The organism is Frischella sp. Ac48, from assembly GCF_019641635.1.
Taxonomy (GTDB): domain Bacteria; phylum Pseudomonadota; class Gammaproteobacteria; order Enterobacterales; family Orbaceae; genus Frischella; species Frischella japonica.
Window position 1 is genome coordinate 22,847 of the sequence record NZ_JAETXP010000013.1, and the last position, 24,316, is coordinate 47,162.

Below are 24,316 nucleotides of genomic sequence, written 5' to 3' on the forward strand. Positions count from 1 at the left end.
GAAATAAATAAAACAGCTAACAAAAGTTAGCTGTTATAGCTTTATGTAAGCTATTTAATTTCGGCACTTGGAAGTAGACGAAATTGTTTTATATTCTTGCCAATAAATTGATTCGCAAGTTGATTCACTTTTTCTAATTTAATTGACTTAATATACTCTGGCTGATTAACTAATTGATCATAATCCTGATCATCTGTTGCTACCTGTGCGATCGCATTCACCCAATATTGTGCACTTTTAACCATTTGTTTATGGTTAACCAACCATGCTTGTTTAGCTTGAGCTAACTCTTCGCTACTTACACCATAATGCCGAATATTATCCATCGTTTTGTTGACTAATTCCGTTATCTGCGTTGCCCGTTTAGGATCGGTTGTGAAATTTAAACGTGCTAAATAATAAGCTGTAGGACGTTTAATTAACTGTTCTGAAAATACAATCGTATATACGCCAGAATGCTGTTCTCGTATAATCGTTCTTAAGCGTACATTGATAATATTATCTAACAATGCTAAAGCTAGTTGATCAGACATTTGCCATTTTGCATCGGTCGAATAAAGCATACTAACCATGGTTTTATTACTAGTACCATAAGGATAATCAACTCGTAAAACATCATGAATTGGCGTAATATGATTATCATGCCATTTTGTAACCGCATTTGCCTGATCTATTTGATGAATACCAGCTAACCAAGTTGTTATCAATTGTTTAACCTTATTACTATCAAAATTGCCAGCAATGACGACCGTCATCGCGGCAGGATTAGCATACAATTGGTGATATTGTTTTTTCAATTGATCAAGATTGAAGTTTTGCCAAGAGCCTTTAGGATCAACCGTTAAACGTTCACTATGATGGAATGATTTTTGATGAATAAAATCAAGAAAGTGCCGCTCAACAGGTTGATGAGCTCGACTTAACTGGGCATTTTGTTTTGCTGATATCAATTTATTTTCATCAAATTTAGCCGCCATTAATTTCATATATAATAGCTTAAATAAGGTTTCTAATTGATCTGCTGGCGCACTCCCCTCATAACCGTGATACAACAGTTCGGTATAAGGAGTTAATTCAATTTGACGTTGTTTGAGCTGCATGACATTAACACTTTCATTAGTTGAAGAATTGGCAATAAGTTGTGACCATGCAACTAATCCAAGTTGATCTTTGCTGTCAATCGATTGTCCGCCTGGCACGCGCAACTTAATCTGCACATTATCACTCAGCTTATTATCAGAATGTAAAATGACCTGCATACCATTCGTTAACTGCAGGTGTTCACTATTTATTGCTCCTATCGTTTGCGAAGCAATTATTTTACCCGTAGAAATTGGTGTAATCGCCAATTGAATTGGCTTTTTCTGATAAGGGAAAACCGTTAAATTTTGGTTAGCCCGAATGGAATCCCATGCGGTAAGAACAGCTTGTTTTGTAATCACTTGTTTATCAGTTTCAGGCCCAATAATCGCTACCCGAAGCTCACTGGTGGCTAATCTTTCTGCCACAACTTTTTGTAATTGTTGGGCACTAATACGATTAAATATCTCATTAGTCATGCGCCATTGTTGTTTTTTACTGATGATTGGCAAATGATACTGTAATGCTGTAGCGATCTGATCAGCCTGATAAGTATTACTATAATTGATTTCGTTTAGTGCTTGCTGAGATAACTGACTAGTTATTGCCTGCTTAGCTTCAAATAATTCCGCATCAGATACTGGTAGAGTTGCTAGCCGTTGCAATTCTGTAAATAATAGCTGCGTTGCTTCTAAATAATCATCCTGTTTAGGAACAGCGAAAAAGGTATATTGTTGTCTTTGTTGATCTAGTAATACGCTTTTATCTTGTCCTTGCATTGCTTGAATTTTCTGCTGTTCAACTAGTAAACCAAAACGCTGATTTAATATGTATAGCCATAGTTGATCAATCACATCGTCTTTAAAACCTGTTTGAGTATTTAAAGATTGTGGCAAGTTTTTTTGTAACATCACTTGAATCATACGTTGCCCTTGCTCTTGATCAAAAATCGTTTCAATTAATGGGGAGCTTTGTGGCTTGTAATAACGTAATGTTGGAATATCTTGGGGTGTATCACCTCTAGCTTGTTGGCCGAATAATTTTTCAATCGCCTGTTTCATTGATTGTTGATCAAATGAACCCACAATAACTAAACTCATTCTTTGTGGTTGGTACCATTGTTGATAAAAACGTTTAGCCTGTTCTAAGGGGCCTGTTTTAATAATTGATAGTTTTCCTATTGGGTTACGATCTGCATAAAGGCTACCTTGATAACGCAAATTTTCCAACTGACTATTGATGCGGTAAGCAACGCCTTGACGTAACCGCCACTCTTCAATGATGACATCACGTTCACTATCAAAATCTTGTTGATTAAATGCAATATGATAAGCCCAATCAGACAAAACTCGCAAACCAAGATTAATTGCTTTACCATCATCCGGTAAAGATAATTTATAAGTGGTGGCATTAAAACCAGTGACTGCATTAATATGCGATCCTAAGGTAATACCATATTTTTCTAAACGTTTGAAACTACTTTTATCGGGAAAATGTTGAGTACCTTTAAATGCCATATGCTCCACAAAATGGGCTAATCCAAGTTGTTGCTCATCTTCTTGTAATGATCCACTATGAACCACTAAGCGCATTTCAAGCCCCTCTTTTTCACGTGGGAAAAAGACCACATCTAATCCATTATCTAACGTAAATTGTGAAACTTGTGGATTTTGTAGGTTTGTCTGCTGGTTTGTACACGCAACCAGTAATGTCATAATTAATAGAAAAGTGATTTTTCTCATTTCTGATTTCCTGTACTCGTATCTATATCAATAATGGTATCAGCCAATATTTGTAATTCATTTTGGTGAGAGATAAAAACCATCGCACTGTTCGGTAATTCGCTTTTTAATAACAAAATTAATTGTTTTGCACTTTCAATATCTAAACTGGCTGTAGTTTCATCAAGTAACATTAAGGCAGGCCTTTGCAGTAATAAACGTGCAAATAATAATCGTTGCTGTTCTCCACCTGATAGAATCATTTGCCAGTCTGCTGTGCGTTGTAAATCTGATTTAAGTTGCGACAATCCCACTTGATCTAATACTAAAGCAATTTGATCTTGCTGATAATTTATTGATGCTTGTGGATAACTCACTAAATCAGCTAATTTTCCTTGACCTATCCAAACTTTTTGAGGTAACCATATAAAATCATAAGTACGAATAATCTCTCCCGTATAATCTTGCCAAAAACCGGCCAAACATTTTAACAATGTTGACTTTCCTATACCAGAGCGTCCTTTAATCATAACGATTTGCCCTGTTTTAACGGTAAAAGACGTAGTTAAAATTGGCTGCTCTTTGCTAGCCACGCTGATAGCTAAATGATTAACCGCTAATTTGGTTGGTTGATTGTCTGTTGTCGGGTTAATTGAATTATCAATCGGTTCCTCTAATAACTGCATAAAATGATAAAGACGAGTAACAGTAGCTTGCCAAACCGCAATATTTTTATAACTAAAGATAAACCAGCTCAAGGCACTATTAAGTTGCATAAATGCAATCCGAATTTGCATCAAACCACCTAACTGTATGGCTCCGCTAATAAATTTCGGCAAAGCAAAAAAGATAGGCGCTAAGCTAGATATTTGACTAAAGCCATTTATAAAAAACAGCAGATTACGCTCTTTACCAATCAAACGATGCCAGTTGCGTACGACTGCCGAAAACGTTATCTGTAAGCGTTCTTGTTCGACACTTTCGCCATGTTGTCCAGCAATACTATCACCATTATCACGACAGCGGATTAAATCACTACGAAAATTCGCTTCATTTTTTTGTTGTTCAATATTGATGGGATGTAATTTGCGACCAATAAAATGGGTACATAATGATCCAACAAATACATAAACTATGCAAACAAAAAACATATAACCAGGTATCGAAATATCCGAAGAAAAAACGGTAAACTGTAATGCACCAGATAATTGCCATAAGATGGTCGCAAACGAAAAAAAAGTTAGCGTTGAAGTCAAAAAAGAGATTAATAATTCTAAACTTTGACTAATTAATAAATTGACATCTTCAGCAATCCGCTGGTCAGGATTATCGGGCATTTTCCCTTGCAAGGTTAAATGATAATATTGTCCGTTATGAGCTAACCACTTGGCGGTGATAAATTGCGTCATGGCGTCACGCCATTTAATTTGTAGTTTTTTACGCAGAAAGTCAGCAAATACTACTAACAAAATCAATGCCACAACTAATAGAGAAAATTGCCACAATAAATTGATTATAGTTTTACTATCTAACAATTGTAACGCGTTATAAAATTGACCATTCCAATCAGCCAATAAAACATTTAGCCATGTAGTACTTAAACTTAGTGCTAAAGTGGCAATCAGTAATACCCAAGCTATTATCGCTTGGGATGAAAACCAAAAAGGTTTAATTAAATAAAGAAATTGTTTAAATTTTTGCATGTTGATCTAGAAAATTAAAAATCATAATTGAGTTGTAGCCAAAATTGTCTACCGACATCATAGGAATTAGCAATGATCATTTCTCTATTTGAGTTATAATATGCATAACGATCAGTTACATTTTTTTTATTCAAAACATTATCGATTTCAAGTGAAACGCTTCCACCATAAGCAAATGAAGGTGCCCAAGAAACTTTCATATCCCAACGTAAAGTGCTAGCAAAATCTTCACGTTCATATCGTGCCATTTGACCATGTTCTCTATCATTATAATATTTGTTGTCATAACGAACAGCTTGATAACGTCGTCCATGCCATTCTAATAAATTATAAACGGATAATCCCCAATCAGGAATCTGAGTTTTTAATTCGACATTTAAACGTAATGGCAAATTAAAATCGGTTGCCGGCAACTTTGATGCTTTAATGACTTTACCATTGTAGTAAACATAATCTTTACTAACTCTTCCTGAAGGATCATAACTTGCATATCCATTTTTAGGTTTGTTACTTTCATTTTTTTCCCAAATAATTGAACTTGTCAGCGTGTTTTCTGTAGTTCCTAACATCCACGGTTCAGGATTACTCATACTAATTGAAAAGCTATTGTGTGAACTTTCACCTGAATTATCAAAAATTTTCACCACTGAATTATCTATTTTTGGTCGGCTTATTACTTCATTACGTCCTTTACGATAGACATATTGGAATTTCCAAAGTGTATTAAGAACAACTTGTTCTAAGCCTAAACTGAACTCATCACTATATGGTGTTGATAATGAATTTAACCCTTCAAAATCACTTTGATGTTGCCAATTTTCATCTATTTCTGTTCCTGGTGCACAATCATCAATATCCATATAACCCGTACAATTTTTTAGACCTGCATTTTGAGCACCATATAATGCATATATCAACATATTGCGTCCATAATAGCGATTATAACCAGCAATAATATTGGTTTTCCCATCACCTAATACATCATAAGATGCTGTGATACGAGGTGCAAAATTAGCTTCTTTAACAAAATCATCATAATCCATGCGAATCCCTGGTCGTAAAGTCAAACGATGATATTTGATCGTATCATCAACGTATGCTGCATAATTCGTATAACTAGCGGAATGGCGACCCGCTTCAAAAACGGATGTAGACCAGTAATCATTCATCCACGGTCCCATGTTTAAATAATAAAAATTATAACGATAATAATCTTTATCCCGCTGATAAATTCCTTTAGTTTTACTATATTCTAGTCCTAGTTTTGGCTCATGAATTGTCCCAGATAGCTGTATTGGACGAAACTGTAGTTTAGTCTTTAAATTAGTGCTTTTTTGAGTTGTTTTTAAATCCCCTATTCCACCAGAATTATAACTTGCACTTGGATATTGTGAATAATCATTAAATCCAATAAAGTAGTTTTGATCGCTGGTACGCTTATCTTGTAATTGCTGATAACCGGCATTTATTGATAACTCTGCCATATCAAAATTACTGGTTAATTCAAACATCCCACCAATACCAGTATGATCTGTTTGGTTACCTGAGTGGTCTTCTTTAGGTGAAAATGAATAATCTTTATGTTTCGAATAGTTAATTGATAAATCTGCATTGGTATTTTCAGTCATGTACCAGCTAAGCTTGCCAGAAAAATTATCGGCATCTCGAGTTTGATTTTTAAAGCCTTGATAAGGTTTATTTGTGATGACAATATTATTATTTTCATCTAGTTCTGGTGATAGCCCTTGAAACTTGACCGCCGAAATATCAGATTCACGATGGGAGGCAGAAAATACAATCCCTAATGTGTCGGTAATGCCAGACTCAAACCAGCCGCCGAAGCTATTTTTTTTATAATGAGGCTGAAAACGACTAGGACGGCTATTATCATTGTTGGCAGTACTAAACTTGATTTGGTGATCATAATGCACTTGATTCCAACCCGAACGGGTAGTGCTATAGAAAACGCTTCCACCATTATGATAACGCCAACGTTTACTGGTGATATCAACAACACCGCCGGTAAAATTACCATATTCTACGGGAATGTTATTATCATATACTTTAATATTATCGATTAGTCGGCTATCGATATAATAACCCTGTTCACTTGATTCGATCGTTGTAGCAGTCACACCATTACCATCACTTGATGGATCAAAATCATTATTAAAACTGATACCATCGAGCATAAAATTATTTTGGTAACTATTAGCTCCCCGAATTGTCATTTTGGTCGGTTTGATTTCCCCTTGTTGGTTACCACTCATCCCACCATTTGACATTTGTACGGCAGGCAAGGTTCTTATCAAATCAGTAATATTACCATTGCCAATAGTATTGTTTTTGATGTCCTCAGACGTAATCATTTCAGGTTTTACCACCTCATTAATTGAGGCATTAACAACCATTACATCCTTAATGTCCTCCTCTTTTTCTTTTTTCGATTGCTCTGCTACGTCTGCTTGCATTTCTTCTTGTTCAGCCATGACTGGAGCAGATGCCAAGCCAAGGCTAATAACAAACAAAGAAAGTGAAGGGAATTTATTCATTATGACACCAAATAAAAATAAGTATTATTTATATAATAGAAACGAGAATTATTCTTGTTTTTATTAATAAGTCAATAACGGTACAAGATATAAGAGGCAAAGATTATATAAATAATGACAAATAAATAATGTGATGATATGGGTGAGTAAGATATGCAATAAGAACTGTAGTGGATCGTAAGATCCACAATACAATCGGCTAAAAATGTGTGAAACTAATGAGTATAATCATTAATACCAATAGGAAGCACTAATTCAGTTGCTACTCTATGCGCTGTTGATTGACCTAATAGAACAGTGATAATTTTTAATGCAAAATCAATCGATGTTGCAGGACCTTGGCTTGTTAAAATTCGATAGGTTTCGTCATAATAAACACGATCATCTCGCCAGTTTTTAAATGCAGCTTTAGTACTAGGATAGCCCGTCATAGCTGCTTTCGGAAATAAATTATGATGTTGTAAAACCATTGCCGGTGTAGCACAAATTGCCGCTATGATTTTGCCTAGCGCATGAGTTTGTTTTAATTTTTCGATTACAGTGGGGCTATCACGAAAATTCTCCGCACCTTTCAAACCACCCGGTAATACCAGCACATCAAACACTTGATCCTTAATTTCGGAAAAGGTTTTTTGCGCTAAAATTACGACACCACGCGAACAACGTATTTCACGTTCGTCAGTAATGCTAGCATAGGTCACTTCAATACCTGCGCGGGTTAGTAAATCGATTGTTGTTACTGCTTCTGTCTCTTCACAACCTTGTGAGAGTAGGACTAATACATTTTTTTTCATGATTGATACTTTAACCTTAAAATAGGATACAAAATCACTTTAACAATGAAATTGTCACACGTTTTAATATGCTGTTTTCCCTGTAAAACCTTTTATAATTGTGAGCAAAATTATTCTTATGTCTAAATTTAAACTCCAATTCTGAATATATTCTAAATCATATTTTATCCGTTTTTCCATTTTATCTAAAGTGTCTGTTTCACCACGGTAACCATTGATTTGAGCCCATCCAGTTATACCCGGTTTTACTTTATGTCTTAACATATAACCTAAAATTTCCGTACGATATTGTTCATTGTGAATAACAGCATGCGGCCTTGGTCCCACAATTGACATATCACCAAATAATACATTAAAGAATTGCGGTAACTCATCTAAAGAGGTTCGACGTAAAAAAGCACCAATTTTAGTTAATCTTGGATCATTTTTCGTCGCTTGTTTAACTTGATGGTCATTCTCCATCACTTTCATTGACCGAAATTTCCATACTTTGATAATTCTTCCATTCACTCCATAGCGATCTTGCTTAAATAACACAGGACCTTTTGACGTCAACTTAACGAGAATTGCAATAATGAACAGAAGCGGCGAAATGATTGTTAATATGATAATAGACCCTATAATATCTTCAATTCTTTTCAACAATACGTTAAAACCTTTAAGTGGAGTATCATAAATAGAGACAATTGGAATATTGTTAATAGTGTGAATTCTTGATCTTAATAAATCAAAAGTAAAAATATCAGGTAAGAAAATAACAGTACAAGTTGTATCTGCCAGTTTTCTGACTAAATCGACGAAAATCTTGTGGTGTTCAATAGAATCAGCTATAAAAATTTGATCAAATACGCCTTTTTTTGCATCTTGTAATAATTGTTGTAAATCACCTTTACAATTAGAATCATTACAAGAATATATATTTTCTTCATAATATCTCGTAATGTTATATTTGGTCCATGGTATTTTTTTTAAGTTTAAAGATAATAATCTTCTTTGTGCTCTACTACCAACAAAAGTTACATTTAATACTTTTTGATTAATTCTATTATTTAAATACAATTCAAATAAAAAATGAATAATATAATAAATGATGACGGCAATTAGGAACCAAATAATTAGAATTTCATACGATATAGAAAAAATAGTCACACTTTTATAAAAAACGAAAGCCCCCCAAAAACTAAAACACCATATTTTTAGTAAATCAATAAATAACTCTTTGAGTTTACTAGCGAATAATGAATAGTAAAAATCTCGCATATTAGCAATAACTAAAAAAAAGATAACAACCATTAAACAAAAATTGCCATCAATTTTTTGATCATATTTATCGAATAAATAATTTGTTATAATAAAACTAATAATAATAACTGCTATGTCAAGTAACATTTTGAAAACCGCAAAAGTAGGCATAGCAAAACGTGAAACTTTATTTTTTAACATATTATAACCTCAACACAGAGTTTTAAATTCAATACTTCTTAGCTACTAAAATGTTTATTTACAGTGATAACATTAACATTGTAACGATTTTATTTAGCGTATTATCCAGTTTACCTGGTATATAATTATAGTTACTGATATTTTTTTATCTAACACTGAATATGCAGGTCTTTTAACTAGTGCTGGATATTCATACGAGCTTAAAGCAGATAATTTTGGTAATTTTGGAATCATATTCAACTCATAAGCTTTGGAAATGATTAGTTTTGCAAAATCAAACCAACTCATTACCTCATCACCACAATAATGATAAATCCCAGGTATATTATTTTGTTTAATTAACTGAATAATGCAATATGCTAAATCACCGGCATAAGTAGGACAACCAATTTGATCATTAACAATTTTTAATTCACTCCGTTCTTTAGCCAGTCGAAGCATCGTTTTGACAAAATTATTACCATATTGGCTAAATACCCACGCAGTACGGATTATGGTTACATTCGGATTAACTTTTAAACATAATTGTTCACCCTGCAACTTGGTTTTACCATACACACCAAGAGGATTTGTTTGGTCTGTGGTCAGATACGGCTTAGTTTTTTCACCACCAAAAACATAGTCAGTTGAAATGTGATAAAAACGCGCATTATTTTTATTAGCAGCAATCGCGAGATTATAAGGACCTTGTGCATTTATTTTTCTGGCAATTACCGCTTCTGATTCAACTTTATCAACTGCTGTATAAGCAGCCGCATTAACAATAACATCTGGTTGATATTGTTTCACAAAAGATTCAACTTGTTCTGTATTAGTAATATCTAATACGTCATGATCAGCTGCTATTAATTGCCATTCATTAGGAACTATATCCTGGAAACAACGTCCTAATTGACCATTGGCACCAGTTAATAAAACTTTCACTACAATTCTCCTAATAATTTTCCAAGTTTATCTTTATCCGATAATAATGGACTTAACATCGGCCAGTTAATATTAACTGTTGGATCATTCCACAATAAACAACCTTCATCATGGGGATTATAGTAATCAGTACATTTATATTCAAAATCAGCAATATCAGAAATAACGACAAACCCATGTGCTAATCCTGGTGGAATCCAAAATTGCGTTTTATTATTTTCAAACAAATTTACTCCTATCAATGTGGCGTATGTTGGTTAATCTTTAAGAATATCGACAGCAACGCCGAAAACTTCACCTCTAACGACTTGAACTAATTTACCTTGAGGATTCTTTTTTGAAAATGCAATCCACTTAATACATTTTTTCGTGATCGGGAATGATTGTCCTGAACAAAATCGTAATCTATATTCAACATTTTTTGATAGCGACGTTTTTCAAATGTTTCTAAAAAAAACCTCGCTCATCACCAAAAACTTTTGGCTGAATTATCTTAACATCTGCAATTGCGGTATCTATAACTTGCATTAGTTTTATTCTCCTAACAATCTATATAGATATTGACCATATTCAATTTTATTGAGTCTATTAGCCGCATCCCTTAGCTGATCTTGATTTAACCATTTATTATTAAATGCTATTTCTTCTAAACAGGCGATTTTCATTCCCTGGCGTTTTTCAACTGTATGAATAAATTGGGACACTTCGATCAGGCTATCGTGTGTACCGGTGTCTAACCAAGCAAATCCTCGGTCTAGCATTTCAACATTTAATTGATCTTCCTCAAGATACATTTGATTTAGGGTGCTAATTTCTAGTTCGCCTCTGGCTGATGGTTTAACCTGTTTAGCTAAATCTACAACTTGATTATCATAGAAATATAATCCAGTAACAGCCCAGTTTGATTTTGGTTTTGCTGGTTTTTCCTCAATAGAAAGTGCCTTGAAATTTTTATCAAACTCAACTACCCCAAAACGTTGAGGATCGGTGACTTGATAGCCAAATATAGTCGCACCTTCTTTTCTATTAGCAGCTTGAAGAAGTTTTTTACCAAAACTTTGCCCAAAATAAATATTATCATCTAATACCAAACTACAATTATCTCTATCGATAAATTCTTCCCCTAAGATGAAAGTTTGAGCTAAACCATCTGAGCTAGGTTAAACATATTTAAAATTAACCCAAATTCACCACCATCACCTAAAAGGCGTTTAAAACCGTCAATATCATCGGGTGTAGAAATAATTAATATATCTCGGATTCCTGATAACATTAAAAATGATATTGGATAATATACTATCGGCTTATCATATATTGGCAGTAGTTGCTTAGAAGTACCTCTCGTTATCGGATGCAAGCGGGTTCCAGTACCACCGGCCGAAACTATCCCTTTCATTAAATACCTCCAATATTACTTCAATCTAATGTGATATTCCTATACGATCCATCTAAAATAGCCTGCCACCAATCTTGATTATTGAGAAACCATTCTACTGTTTTACGTAATCCGGTTTCGAAGGTTTCCTCTGGCATCCAATTTAATTCTTGATGAATCTTTGTGGCGTCAATAGCATAACGTGCATCGTGACCAGGTCTATCGGTGACGAATGTAATAAGCTCATGATAGCTGTTAATATTATTCGGATGTTTTGGACATAATTCATCTAATAACGAACAAATTGATTTAACCACATCAATATTCTTTTGTTCATTATGACCACCAATATTGTAAGTTTCACCAATTTCTCCCTTAGTAACAACCATATATAATGCACGAGCATGATCATCAACATATAACCAGTCGCGAATCTGTTGACCATCACCATAAACAGGTAAAGGTTTTCCTTGTAAAGCATTTAGGATGGTCAACGGAATTAATTTTTCAGGAAAATGGTAAGGTCCGTAATTATTGGAACAATTTGTGACAATTGTCGGTAAACTATATGTACGTAACCAAGCACGCACTAAATGATCACCCGATGCTTTTGAAGCTGAATAAGGACTACTCGGTGCATAAGGCGTCGTTTCAGTAAATAAGTCTGTTGTACCATGTAAATCACCATATACCTCGTCGGTGGATATGTGATGGAATCGAAATAACGCTTTTTTACTCGGATCCAAAGTGTGAAAATAGCTACGAGCTGCCTCAAGCATATTATAAGTACCAATAATATTGGTTTGTATAAACGCATCTGGACCATCAATAGAGCGATCTACATGACTTTCTGCTGCTAAGTGCATAACAGCATCTGGCTGGGATTGTTCGAAAATCTTTTTTAACTGTTCAAGATGACAAATATCAACGTGTGCAAATTGAAAACGATCGTTACCTTGAAATTGCTTCAAAGAGGCTAAATTGCCTGCATAAGTAAGCTTATCAACCACTACAACCTTATCATCTGTTTTTTGTAAAACATAACGTACGACGGCTGAACCAATGAAACCAGCACCACCAGTTATTAAGATTTTCATTTTAGTTACCTTGCGTTAAAAATTACATTAACGATAAAAGTTGTTGGAGTTTTTCTTCCATTAATTGCTTATTTCCACGTGCTTCTACATTTAGTCGAACAACAGGTTCAGTATTGGAAACTCGAAGATTAAATCGCCAATCAGCAAAGTCCATACTTAACCCATCAGTCATATCAATAGTATGAGGTACAGATAAAAATTGCTGTTTCACCAATTCAATGGCTTGATCTGGATTGGTTAAAACTCTATTGATTTCACCTGAAACAGGATAAGCTTTAATACGTTGATTAACTAACAAACTCAATGGTTGTTTTTTTACACATAATAATTCAGTTACTAATAACCAAGGGATCATACCACTATCACAGTAAGCAAAATCACGAAAATAGTGATGTGCGCTCATTTCTCCACCATAAATAGCATCTTCCGTGCGCATTCTTTCTTTTATAAAAGCATGGCCTGTTTTTGATTGAATGGGTATACCACCATTTTTTTCAACAACTTCAATTGTATTCCATGTTAATCTTGGATCATGGATAATCTTTGCACCATGCTCTTTTAATAAAAATGATTCTGCTAATAAACCAACTATGTAATAACCTTCAATAAACTGCCCTTTTTCGTCAAATAAGAAACATCTGTCAAAATCGCCGTCAAAAGCAATGCCCATATCTGCATTGTTATTGATCACAGCTTGCCGAGTATCTTCGCGACATTCAGGTAATAATGGATTAGGAATACCATGAGGAAAATGCCCATTAGGTTCATGATGAACTTTTATAAATTCAATAGGTATATTTTCTAGCTTAAAACGTTGTTCAATAGCATCGATCACATGGCCTGCTACACCATTCCCTGAATTGATAACTAATTTTAGCTTTTTATTTAAATTATCTCGTTTAATATAACTCATCAAGTGATCGATATAAGGTTTAATAATATCAATTTTTTGATACTTTCCTCTTGTAACAACATTGATAAATCGCCCTTTTTCAGCTAATGCACGTATCTCATTTAATCCTGTATCACCACTAATAGGTTTAGCATTTTCGCGCACTAGTTTCATCCCATTATAATCAATTGGATTATGACTTGCCGTTACTTCAATACCACCGTCAACCCCCAAATAAAAAGTTGCAAAGTAGACCTCTTCAGTACCAACTTGCCCAATATCAATAACATCGACTCCTGCATCTTGTAGACCTTTCGCTAATGCCATTTTTAACGATTCACTAGTCAAACGTACATCACTACCAACTACAACTTTTTTGGCCTGTAAATATTCGCCATAAGCACGTCCAATGCGATAAGCAATATCTTCATTTAACTGTGTACCCAACTTTCCTCGGATATCATATGCTTTAAAACAAGTTAGTTCCTCATGAGTATTCATTTTTGACATTCCATATATAAACTTATTAATAAAAATCTTCAAATCGAATGATATCATCATCACATAAATATCGACCGGATTGAATTTCAATCAATTCAAGATCAATTTTACCGATATTTTCAATCGCATGTTTTTGCCCCAAAGGGATATAAACAGACTGATTTTCGATCAACAATTGGGATTTTCTACCAATTGTGACTTTAGCAGTTCCCGACACTACGACCCAATGTTCAGAACGATGGTGATGCAACTGTAATGATATTTTACCACCAGGTTTAACTTTGGTATTTCTTACTTTATAAAATTTATCACTATCAATTAAATCTGTTTTACCCCATGGTCGGTAGGATTCGCGATTATCGCGATATTCGATACGATCACTCTGTTTTAATTTTTCAATAACTTGTTTGACGTCTTGAGATTGCTCTTTATGCATGACCAATACCGCATCTTTGGTCTCAATAATAATTAAATTGTTAATCCCAACCGTAGCCACCAATTTATTTTCGGAGCGGATATAACTATCATTGGTATTTATAGCAATGACATCGCCTTGAATAACATTGTTGCTATCATCTTTTTTACTCATTTCCCATAGTGTTAACCAACTTCCTACATCACTCCATTGCGCATCCATTGGCACTACAACAGCATCTTGTGTATGTTCCATCACAGCATAATCAATAGAATTAGAGGGACATTTTTCAAATTCTGTTTTATCCAAACGAATGAAATCCAAATCAATAGATTGATGGCATAATGCAAGTTTGCAATGTGTTAAGATTTCAGGACAATATTTTTCTAACTCATCTAAATAACGCTGTGCTTTAAATATAAACATTCCGCTATTCCATAAAAATTGTCCTGATTGGAGGTAATCTTTAGCCGTTTCCAAATTAGGTTTTTCAACAAAATTTGCTACATCAAAGGTGGTTGCTGATACTTTTTTGCCCTTTTTGATATAACCATATCCTGTTTCAGGGTAAGTTGGTATGACACCAAACGTTACTAATTTATCATTACTTGCATGAACAACTGCATCTCGAATCGCGTTATAGAATGCCAATTCATTACGAATAACATGGTCAGCCGCTAATACCAATAAAATACCATTAGGATCTTTGCGCATAACTTCAAGTGCAGCTAAAGCTACAGCAGGTGCGGTATTGCGTCCACAAGGTTCTAAAATAATATTATTCGCTAATTGATCAATTTCTCTTAGCTGTTCAGCAACAACAAAACGATGTTCCTCATTACAAATGATTAAAGGATTTGAGCGATTTTCTAATCCATGTAAACGTTTAATTGTGGCCTGTAACATGGTATCTTCGCCAAACAATTGGATAAATTGCTTAGGATAAGATTCTCGTGATAATGGCCATAGCCTACTACCGGTACCACCTGCCATTATGATAGGATATATTTTATTCATTATCATTTACTCTTTGAAATTAATTCAATATATAAATCATCAACTAATTTATTCATCGTTAGCGCCGAAAAACGTGATGTAACAAAATCAATGCAATGCTTTTTCATCAAACGCCAATCATCTTCCGTTTTACTATTTAATAAGTTAATGATACTTAACATGTCACTTTCAAAATCAAATAAATATCCAGTGTTGCCATTATTAACCACTTCTGGTAGTGCACTACAGTTGTTTGCCAAAACCGGTAAACCAAAACTCTCAGCTTCTACTGCAACCAACCCAAATGATTCCCAACGACTTGGCATTACTAACACCATTGAATGCTGAAAATAAGGTATAATAGATTGATAATTCAGCCAACCTAAGTAATTGACATTATCTGCCTTTAAACGTTCTACATTTTCGTGAACACTATCTCCGATAATCGTAAATTGAAATTGGTGCTTGTCTAACCTTTTAATTAATTCAATTAAATAATCATAACCTTTTTGCCGGTCAAAACGACCAACAAATAATATTTTCCTTTTATGATTACAAGGGTCATATGGTGAAACCGTGTCACAACGAATAAAATCAATACCATTATATATGACGCATAATTTGGCACGATTTATGCCATAATTAATAGCTTGCTGCTGTTCAAAATAGCTAGTACAGATAATTCGATGGGTGATAAATTGTAAACAACGTTCAATAACAGCGTAACAACGGACTTTAAAACTGGTCGTCGCCATCAAAAATGAAAAAGCATGCGGACAATAAATAACAATCGGTCGCTGAATGGGATATAAAAATATTAATGAAATTCGACAAATTAAGCCAGCAAAACTACTGTGAATATGAATGATAGCAGGTTTATTTTTAAGTACTAAAACAATAAAATTTTTTAATAAAGATAGCAAGGATAAGCAATTTCGACCGGTGCGCTGAAACAAATATTTTTTTCCTTCCGGAACATGAGCCAATTCTTCTGCTTGACTATCAGGCACCAATACACTGACATCATATTTTTTTGCTTGATAAGCAACCAGTTGTTGCATGACTGAAGCAACTCCGCCCTTAATTGTTTCAGCAACATGTAGGATTTTCATTACTTATTCCTGGCTCATTAGTTGGTTAATGGTATCATTTAAAATTTGAGCAGAATCAGCCCAAGAAAATCTTGCCACATTCTGTAAACCTTTGGTTACTAATCCTTTGTATAATTGTTTATCTTGAAGTAAAAGATTTATTTTTTCTTTAATATCATTAACATCTTTTGGATTAAAATAAATCACACTGTCGCCTAATACTTCTGGCATGACTGACAAATTAGATGAGATAACTGGGCAACCACATGCCTGAGCTTCTAATGGTGGAATACCAAATCCTTCATATAATGAAGGAAAAACGAAGGCATAAGCATTTTGATAAAGTTCGATCAACTGTTCATCTGAAACACGACCTAAAAAATTAATGTTTTTTTCATTTTGATATTGAATAGCAATCGAACCTTTATTTCCCACAATTTTCAATTTCAATGTAGGATGATTAAGCAATAAAAAAGCTTTTACTAACGACTCGAAATTCTTATGTGAAAAATCAGAAGAAACCGCTAATAAATATAGTTCATTATGATGATTATCATAATGTGGTCTAAACTTTTTATCAACAGCATTGTAAATTACCTTAATATCACGATGATATTTTGGATAAAAATACAAAATCTCTTGCTTAGAAAATTGGCTAACAGTTAAAATTTTCTTTGCTCGTTTAATAAGGTTCGGCACCATTAATTTATAAAATAAACCAAATCCCAATGAAACAGTTTTAGGGTAACGTTTAAATATTACATCATGCAATACAATAATATTGTTTTTATAAAAAATAGGTGCTCGATTACATAAATTAATTAATAGATGATTGCCCTGTTTCTTGAGGAATTTTGGTAGTTCAATTTGTTCCCAGTAAAAACCATTTTTTTTACCTACCACTTGTACAGGAAAAGATCTTTCTAAAATAGCAATGTTTTCCACATTCGGTACTAAAAATACAAGGTCATGACGTAGCTTTAATAACTCCTGACAAATCTCTAAAGCAAAGCGTTGTACGCCTGTCATATTTTGAGTTAAAAAACGAGCATTAACATATACTTTCATAGCCATTATATTTTTTCCTAATTCATTTTTCTTTAGAATCTAACATAATCAAATAATAATATAATAGGATAATAAAATTATCGACTGTCAGAATATAAACCGTAGAAGTGAATAGTACTAAGATAAAAAACTTAAAACTATCTAATTTAAGTATTACAACCGAAAAACAAATTAAAATTATACCAAACAAGCCAAAATCTAAAATTAAACCAATAAAACCAATTGATGGATATAAATGACGTTCATTTACCAGATAATCAACTAATGCCATACTTTCAGAATTAAAACAATTAAAATCTACAGGACATCCTGAGAGCAAATATTTTTCTTGCATATTAAAGACCAGATAAGCAGCAGAGAAACGATGAGCAATAGATTCGTTATCATAAAAATAATTGGTCGATCCAATATTCAAATAAACAGCGATATAACAATAAACTAAAAACAAAACTAAAAATGTCAGAAATACTGGAATCTTATTAATAAAATTTTTAAATAAAAATAAAATGGGTAACAATAAACCTAAAATTGAAATTTTAGATAAACTAAATAGAAAACCGAGTAAAAAAATGACGTTTTCAACAAATGTCATTTTTCCATATTGTTTCCTTATTAAAAAAACAATACATAGTAAAGAAACAAAAAAACCAGCTTCGCGAGACAAACCAGACATTCTTGGAAATAGAAACAAAACATACTGATTTGTAAAAGTAAGAGTTGCATATTCCCCCCATAATGCCAAAGACATTTGCTCTGGACCTAACGAACTTGCTAGTACTGGCGAATAGAAATAAGTAACAAATTGAATAATACAAAATATTGCTGAAAATAAGAAACACGCATATATTTTTTTTATTATTGCCTCACCAATAAAGAAAATATAAGCAACACCTAAACATATCGAAAAACATTTAATGGTTAAGTTAAATTTTAAAGATAACAAACAACCAGTTAACCATAAAAATAATAAAAGAACATATTTTAAATTAATTCTTTCTATTAATTTAAGCACAAATTCTTTATCGCAACAGATCATTGGTAGCCAAAGATAAATTGTTGTGTCATCGATAGAAGGATTAAATGGCGTTGCTATAAAAAAGAAGGCGATTAACCATCTTAAACAAGATAAACCTGTACCTTCTTTCGCTACGATGCGATTAAAATGATTGTTTACAGAAACATTATTTACTTTTAGCATAGGGGTCACAATTTAGTTGATGGATTTATATTAATACGCCCACTTAAAAAACTTTTTAACAAAAGCGCTAAATTATTTATTCTTTCCTGATCATTTTTACCAGAAAACAAATGAGACTCAGGTAAATAATCCAACATACCATCTCTAGCTGATGATAAAACAGGAATATGATATTGTAAGGATTCCAACATAACTAAAGGAACACCTTCAAATCGTGAAGGCATAATGACTAAATCAGGTAAAACGTCTAGCTCCCATACATTGTTAACCCAACCATAGAAGATAACCTTCGTTTTTTTTAATTCATTAGCTACCATTGACTTTAATTTTTCTAAATCAGGTCCATTACCCACAATATGAAGACTAATTGTTTTTCCCGAAGGAAAATCTGGTTCTATTCGTGATAAGGATTTCACTAAAATATCATGACCTTTTTGGGAGAAAATGATACGGCCAATGATGAAAAGATTAATCGTTTGGGAATCATATTTAGTTAAAGAATGTGAATTTAAATCAACTTTTTTTAAAATAAAATTTTCAAGTATAAAAATATTTGCTTTGGGATTGTAGGCTTTTAATTTTTCCTTAAATACACGTGCAATGGTTATATAATTTTGGCATGACCGATAGACCCAGGGACTAAGAAAATCTTTGATCATCCAAAATTTACTTCCCATTTCCCGAAATGAATGTGTATAAGGGATATATGAAATAACATTTATATTTAATTTGTTAGCCATAAGAAGAAAAATACTACCTTGCTCAATATCTCCTTGAATGATAACTAATGAATCATATTGTTCATTCAATTCTAATAATAATTTTTCCGCTTTCTTACGATAAGAAAAATTAAAAAAAGATTGAACTATTTCCCCTTTTTTATGATTTACATTATGCAGTTGATAACTTAAATGATTCAATGCAAATGCTTTTTTCAAACTCTCATTTTTAGAAGGTATAAATGAATCGATAGTACAATTTTCATTAAATTTTTTTATAATATTGATTGCCATACTTTCATGGCCACCAATTATAGCTGTCACAAAAATAAATGCAGTTCGAGTACCTAGTTGATCCAATACTAATTGAGTATCATCGAATTTATGGTTAGCATAATTCACTTAATCAAACTCTCACTTATTAAAAAATTATACTATAATATCAAAATGTTGTATTAAAAAATACAATTTAAGTTTAATTCTTTTCTAACATAATTATAGGAACTAACTAAATATAAATAAAATTTAAATTTTATAAAAATTATTATTAATAGATTATTTTATTTGAAGAATTTTTGTTTTTGGCAAAAATATAATCGATGAGTAATTTCAAATAAATATGTCAAAACAGCTATGATCGTAAATTGATAAACTGCGTTAAAACCAACTAAAATATAGGTACCAAATATTAGTAACAAATAAAATATTGTTGTAAAAAAACAATTTTTAAGTACAAAATTATATAAACCAAAAACAATTAAACAATTACGTGCTAATGGAACACTAACAGCTAAAATAATTGGAGATAATAATAAAATTTCCGTTGGTAAAAGTGTCCCGGTTAATCCTTTTGATAAAAAATCAAGCATGAAAGGTAAAAAAGGTTGTATTAATATAATTAAACTTATTACCCCTATAAGAGATAAGTATATAAATTGCCTTACAAATTGCATATTCTTTTGTTTTGCGACCTTGGGATAAATAGCATTATTAGCTACAACAATCAATTGCATAAAGATATTCATAATTTTTGTTGCTAAATCGTAAATAGCCACATCAGTCATACCTAAAAAAGTACCAATGAATAGTATATTAAAACGATCCTTGACAGCAACAGCTATATTAGAAATAAAAATCGGCAATCCATCCTTTAAATAAAGGATTATTTGGCTTATTGGTTGGAATGAGAAATTATTTTTATGTTTAACTATCATAATAAACAATGCTATTAATCCACCAATGAAGATACCTATTGCATTCAATAAAGGTACATAAAGATAATCGTCAGGCTGATGAATAAATAAAAAAATCGCGATCAAAAATATACACTTAATCACTATGGTTAAATAAGTAATATATTTCATTTTTTCGATACCCTGAAAATACCAGATTGGTAAAAGCAGTTCATTAAATGTTAAGAAAAAAGTAAATATATAGAGCAGTTGGTATTGATGTAAAAAAGGAATAAAGTAAATCATTACTAGGAAGAAAAAAAAGAGTGTAATCCATAAGAAAAATTTTGTGATCATTATAGTTGAGATGATCTGAGATAGCTTTTGTTTATCATTGCGATGAATTGATATTGCTTTAGTCCCTGTTGCTTCAAATCCCCAATCAATCATTAAAGAAAAAAAACTACACAGCGATTGAGCAAATACCACCGAACCAAACATAGTGGCGCCTAGTGTTTTAATTAAGTAAGGATAAGTAATTAAAGGATATAAGAAATTAAATAACTGTGTTAAAGATAAAAATAAAAAATTTTCAAAAATCCCTTGATTTTCAGATAATTTGGTTTTAATAACACTCAATTTAATCATAAATTAATTAATCTCATCCAACACTTTATATTTTTCCCAATCCAAGGAGACAGTTAACTTAGTCACAAAATTTTATAAAAATTTGTTCCTTACAATTTCTGCAATTTTAAATCAGAAAAGTCTTTTATGATTTAATTGTTAAGAATTTCTTCTATTTTACGAATTATGAATTCTTGTTATATTTGCCCCTAAAATACTTAATTTCTCTTCAATTGCCTCATAGCCACGGTCAATATGATAAATACGATCAACAATGGTTGTCCCTTTAGCAATACATCCAGCCAAAACTAAGCATGCAGAAGCACGTAAATCGGTTGCCATGACTTCAGTACCTGTTAGGGTTTCAACGCCATGGGTAATAAGCGTATTACCTTCAATTTCAGCTTTTGCACCCATTCGAATCAATTCTGGAACATGCATAAAGCGATTCTCAAAAATTGTTTCTTTAATGATACCTGTTCCTTCAGCAACAATATTAAGTAATGTAAATTGTGCTTGCATATCGGTTGGGAAGCCTGGGTGAGGAGCGGTATAAATGTTTACAGCCTTGGGGCGTTTGCCTCGCATATCCAGACTAATCCAATCATCACCTGTTTCAATTTCGGCACCCGCATCACGTAATTTTGCAATTACCGCATCCAATGTAGACGGTGCAGTATTACGACAAGTAATTTTACCTTTAGAAATTGCTGCTGCTATCAAATAAGTACCCGTTTCAATTCGATCTGGTAAAATTTTATGAACACCACCACCAATTTTATCAACACCTTCAATCGTAATATGCTCAGTCCCTGCTCCTGTAATTTTTGCACCTAAGGCATTTAAGAATTTCGCAGTATCTGCAATTTCTGGTTCACAAGCAGCATTTTCAATAACGGTTGTCCCTTCAGCCAAAGTCGCTGCACACATGACAGTTACCGTAGCACCTACACTCACTTTATCCATAACAATGTGTGCACTTTGAAGACGACCATTGACTGTCGCTTTAACATACCCTTCATCAAGATGAATTGTCGCACCTAATTTTTGTAAACCAGAAATATGCAAATCAACTGGACGAGCACCAATAGCACATCCGCCAGGTAAAGAAACTTGACCTTGACCAAATCTGGCTACTAACGGACCTAATGCCCAAATCGAAGCACGCATCGTCTTAACCAATTCATAAGGCGCACAAAAATGATTAATTTGACTGGCATCAATTCGAATACCATCATTTCGTTCAACTTTCACACCTAAACGCTCTAATAATTCTAAGGTAGTATCAATATCTTTTAATTTAGGAACATTCTTTATTTCAACGGGCTCTGTTGCTAACAAAGAAGCAAATAAAATAGGTAGAGCAGCATTTTTAGCGCCAGAAATGATTACCTCACCATTTAAAGAGGTTGGTCCTATGATTTTAAATTTATCCATAAAATAATTATCTTTTATATGCAATGACCATGAAACGATACATCATTATAAATGGAATAACAAAATCTGTAATTATTAATTTAATTAAAACATGAAAATGTATGTTTAATAATAAAAAATATATTTTTTCAATCGCATTTTTCAAAACGAAGCAAGTGATTAGATTTAAAAAAAATGTTAATATTCACCTCATGGCGATATAGAAGGAAAACAAAATGTTTGATGATTTAGCTAAAGCAGGAAAATATCTCGGTCAAGCAGCTAAATTAATGATCGGTATTCCCGATTATGATAATTATGTACAACACATGAAATTAACTCATCCTGATCAAAAACCAATGACATATGAAGCGTTTTTTAAAGAACGTCAAGAAGCCAAATATAGTGGTAAAGGCGGCTTTAAATGTTGTTGATTTAGTCATTTCAAACAAATTTAAAAAGGCCAATAATGACAATAACAAATCACATGCCGGTGACTATTCTGACTGGATTTTTAGGTTCTGGTAAAACGACTTTAATAAATCATTTACTAAATCATAATCATAATCATAATGAGAAAATTATGATAATTGAAAATGAATTTGGTCCGATTAATATTGATGGTGGTTTATTAAAACACGATACCAATATCGATATCATTGAAATGACTAATGGTTGTATCTGTTGTAGTGTACAAGGCGAGTTAATTACTGCATTACATCAACTACATCAAAAAAGATTAGCCGGTGAAATTAATTTTGACCGTTTAATTATTGAAACAACTGGTCTTGCCGACCCTGCCCCTATTTTGCAAACCTTTTTTATTGATGATGTGATCCGTGAAACAATTCAACTTGATGCCGTTATCACTACAGTAGATTGTGAACACATCTCAACACACTTAAAAAATCATCGTGTTGCCGCTTCACAAATCGGTTTTGCTGATCGTATTATTTTAACCAAAACAGATCGTGTTAAAACGGCAGATAAATTATCGGTTATAGCTCGAATCAATGCGATTAATAATAAGGCCATGATCATTGAAGCTAATCATGGTCAAATTGCCAAAACACAATGGCTTGATTTACATACTTTTGATTTAAATGATGAATTAACGATTAGTAAAGGTTTTTTTACAGTCGATATGAGTAAACAGTTGGTAACTAAATTTACACCTTTTACATCAAAATTACATTCATATCAATCATATGATGATAATATTTTCTCTTATTTATTTGAAGCTACTGAATTAGATCTCAAAAAAATTGGCAGTTTTATTGAAAAACTGATCGAACAATATGGTAATGATATGTTGCGCTATAAAGGCGTTTTAGCAATCAAAAATCAATCACAGAAATTAATTATACAAGGAGTACATAAAGTTGTCGGATTTGATTATGGGTCTGCTTGGGATAACATAACGCCAAAAGAATCTAAATTCGTTGTGATTAGCCGTAAATTGCCTTTTGAAGAATTAAAACAACAGTTTTTAGCGACTATTGCCGATTAATAAAACTACCGAATGAATAAAA

General features: G+C 32.8%; 17 protein-coding genes and 2 pseudogenes. 2 read left to right on the forward strand and 17 right to left on the reverse strand.

All coding sequences use genetic code 11. From position 1 onward, the window contains the following. Positions 1-50: 50 nt before the first annotated feature. From JMI89_RS09690 to murA, 17 genes and pseudogenes are all read right to left on the reverse strand, one after another. Positions 51-2,822: a pitrilysin family protein gene (locus JMI89_RS09690; protein WP_220679963.1), complete on the reverse strand. Its 2,772-nt coding sequence runs from the start codon at positions 2,820-2,822 to the stop codon at positions 51-53. After that, the gene (locus JMI89_RS09695) at positions 2,819-4,504 is read right to left on the reverse strand and encodes an ABC transporter ATP-binding protein/permease (protein WP_220679964.1); all 1,686 of its coding nucleotides are present in this window, start codon (positions 4,502-4,504) and stop codon (positions 2,819-2,821) included. Before JMI89_RS09695 ends, JMI89_RS09690 begins: the two co-directional genes overlap by 4 nt. A gap of 14 nt (positions 4,505-4,518) precedes the next feature. Further along, entirely contained in the window at positions 4,519-7,056 is a 2,538-nt protein-coding gene (locus JMI89_RS09700; RefSeq protein WP_187755889.1) for a TonB-dependent receptor, read from the reverse strand. Positions 7,057-7,271: 215 nt separating this feature from the next. After that, positions 7,272-7,850, reverse strand: a complete 579-nt coding sequence (locus tag JMI89_RS09705; protein ID WP_187755890.1) for a DJ-1 family glyoxalase III — start codon at positions 7,848-7,850, stop codon at positions 7,272-7,274. Positions 7,851-7,913: 63 nt separating this feature from the next. After that, positions 7,914-9,293, reverse strand: coding sequence for an undecaprenyl-phosphate glucose phosphotransferase (locus JMI89_RS09710; protein ID WP_187755891.1), 1,380 nt, complete (start codon positions 9,291-9,293; stop codon positions 7,914-7,916). Positions 9,294-9,386: 93 nt separating this feature from the next. After that, positions 9,387-10,217 carry a dTDP-4-dehydrorhamnose reductase gene (gene rfbD / locus JMI89_RS09715; RefSeq protein ID WP_220679965.1) on the reverse strand — a complete coding sequence of 277 codons (831 nt, stop codon included), beginning with the start codon at positions 10,215-10,217 and terminating at the stop codon, positions 9,387-9,389. After that, positions 10,217-10,745, reverse strand: a pseudogene (gene rfbC, locus JMI89_RS12125) (dTDP-4-dehydrorhamnose 3,5-epimerase). Before rfbC ends, rfbD begins: the two are co-directional and overlap by 1 nt. 5 nt (positions 10,746-10,750) lie before the next feature. Further along, positions 10,751-11,613: pseudogene (gene rfbA, locus JMI89_RS09725) on the reverse strand (glucose-1-phosphate thymidylyltransferase RfbA). Between the two features lie 20 nt (positions 11,614-11,633). Next, positions 11,634-12,689 carry a dTDP-glucose 4,6-dehydratase gene (gene rfbB / locus JMI89_RS09730; protein WP_220679966.1) on the reverse strand — a complete coding sequence of 352 codons (1,056 nt, stop codon included), beginning with the start codon at positions 12,687-12,689 and terminating at the stop codon, positions 11,634-11,636. 22 nt (positions 12,690-12,711) lie between these two features. After that, positions 12,712-14,082, reverse strand: a complete 1,371-nt coding sequence (locus JMI89_RS09735) for a phosphomannomutase CpsG (protein ID WP_220679967.1) — start codon at positions 14,080-14,082, stop codon at positions 12,712-12,714. 25 nt (positions 14,083-14,107) lie between these two features. After that, entirely contained in the window at positions 14,108-15,520 is a 1,413-nt protein-coding gene (locus JMI89_RS09740; RefSeq protein ID WP_220679968.1) for a mannose-1-phosphate guanylyltransferase/mannose-6-phosphate isomerase, read from the reverse strand. Beyond that, positions 15,517-16,605: a glycosyltransferase gene (locus JMI89_RS09745; protein WP_220679969.1), complete on the reverse strand. Its 1,089-nt coding sequence runs from the start codon at positions 16,603-16,605 to the stop codon at positions 15,517-15,519. Before JMI89_RS09745 ends, JMI89_RS09740 begins: the two co-directional genes overlap by 4 nt. 3 nt (positions 16,606-16,608) lie before the next feature. Further along, on the reverse strand, positions 16,609-17,658 hold the full coding sequence (locus tag JMI89_RS09750) for a glycosyltransferase family 1 protein (protein ID WP_220679970.1): 1,050 nt from the start codon (positions 17,656-17,658) through the stop codon (positions 16,609-16,611). Positions 17,659-17,674: 16 nt separating this feature from the next. Beyond that, positions 17,675-18,850: a hypothetical protein gene (locus JMI89_RS09755; protein WP_220679971.1), complete on the reverse strand. Its 1,176-nt coding sequence runs from the start codon at positions 18,848-18,850 to the stop codon at positions 17,675-17,677. 5 nt (positions 18,851-18,855) lie between these two features. Further along, positions 18,856-19,971 carry a glycosyltransferase gene (locus tag JMI89_RS12130; RefSeq protein WP_220679972.1) on the reverse strand — a complete coding sequence of 372 codons (1,116 nt, stop codon included), beginning with the start codon at positions 19,969-19,971 and terminating at the stop codon, positions 18,856-18,858. A 158-nt stretch (positions 19,972-20,129) separates the two neighbouring features. Then, positions 20,130-21,389, reverse strand: coding sequence for an oligosaccharide flippase family protein (locus JMI89_RS09765; protein ID WP_187755899.1), 1,260 nt, complete (start codon positions 21,387-21,389; stop codon positions 20,130-20,132). A gap of 156 nt (positions 21,390-21,545) precedes the next feature. After that, a complete protein-coding gene (gene murA, locus JMI89_RS09770) occupies positions 21,546-22,805 on the reverse strand; it encodes a UDP-N-acetylglucosamine 1-carboxyvinyltransferase (protein WP_220679973.1) in 1,260 nt (419 codons plus the stop codon). Between the two features lie 215 nt (positions 22,806-23,020). Here murA and JMI89_RS09775 point away from each other — a divergent pair, with 215 nt between their 5' ends. Next, positions 23,021-23,218 carry a YbdD/YjiX family protein gene (locus JMI89_RS09775; protein ID WP_187755901.1) on the forward strand — a complete coding sequence of 66 codons (198 nt, stop codon included), beginning with the start codon at positions 23,021-23,023 and terminating at the stop codon, positions 23,216-23,218. 35 nt (positions 23,219-23,253) lie between these two features. Then, the gene (locus JMI89_RS09780; protein WP_220679974.1) at positions 23,254-24,294 is read left to right on the forward strand and encodes a GTP-binding protein; all 1,041 of its coding nucleotides are present in this window, start codon (positions 23,254-23,256) and stop codon (positions 24,292-24,294) included. Positions 24,295-24,316 lie beyond the last annotated feature (22 nt).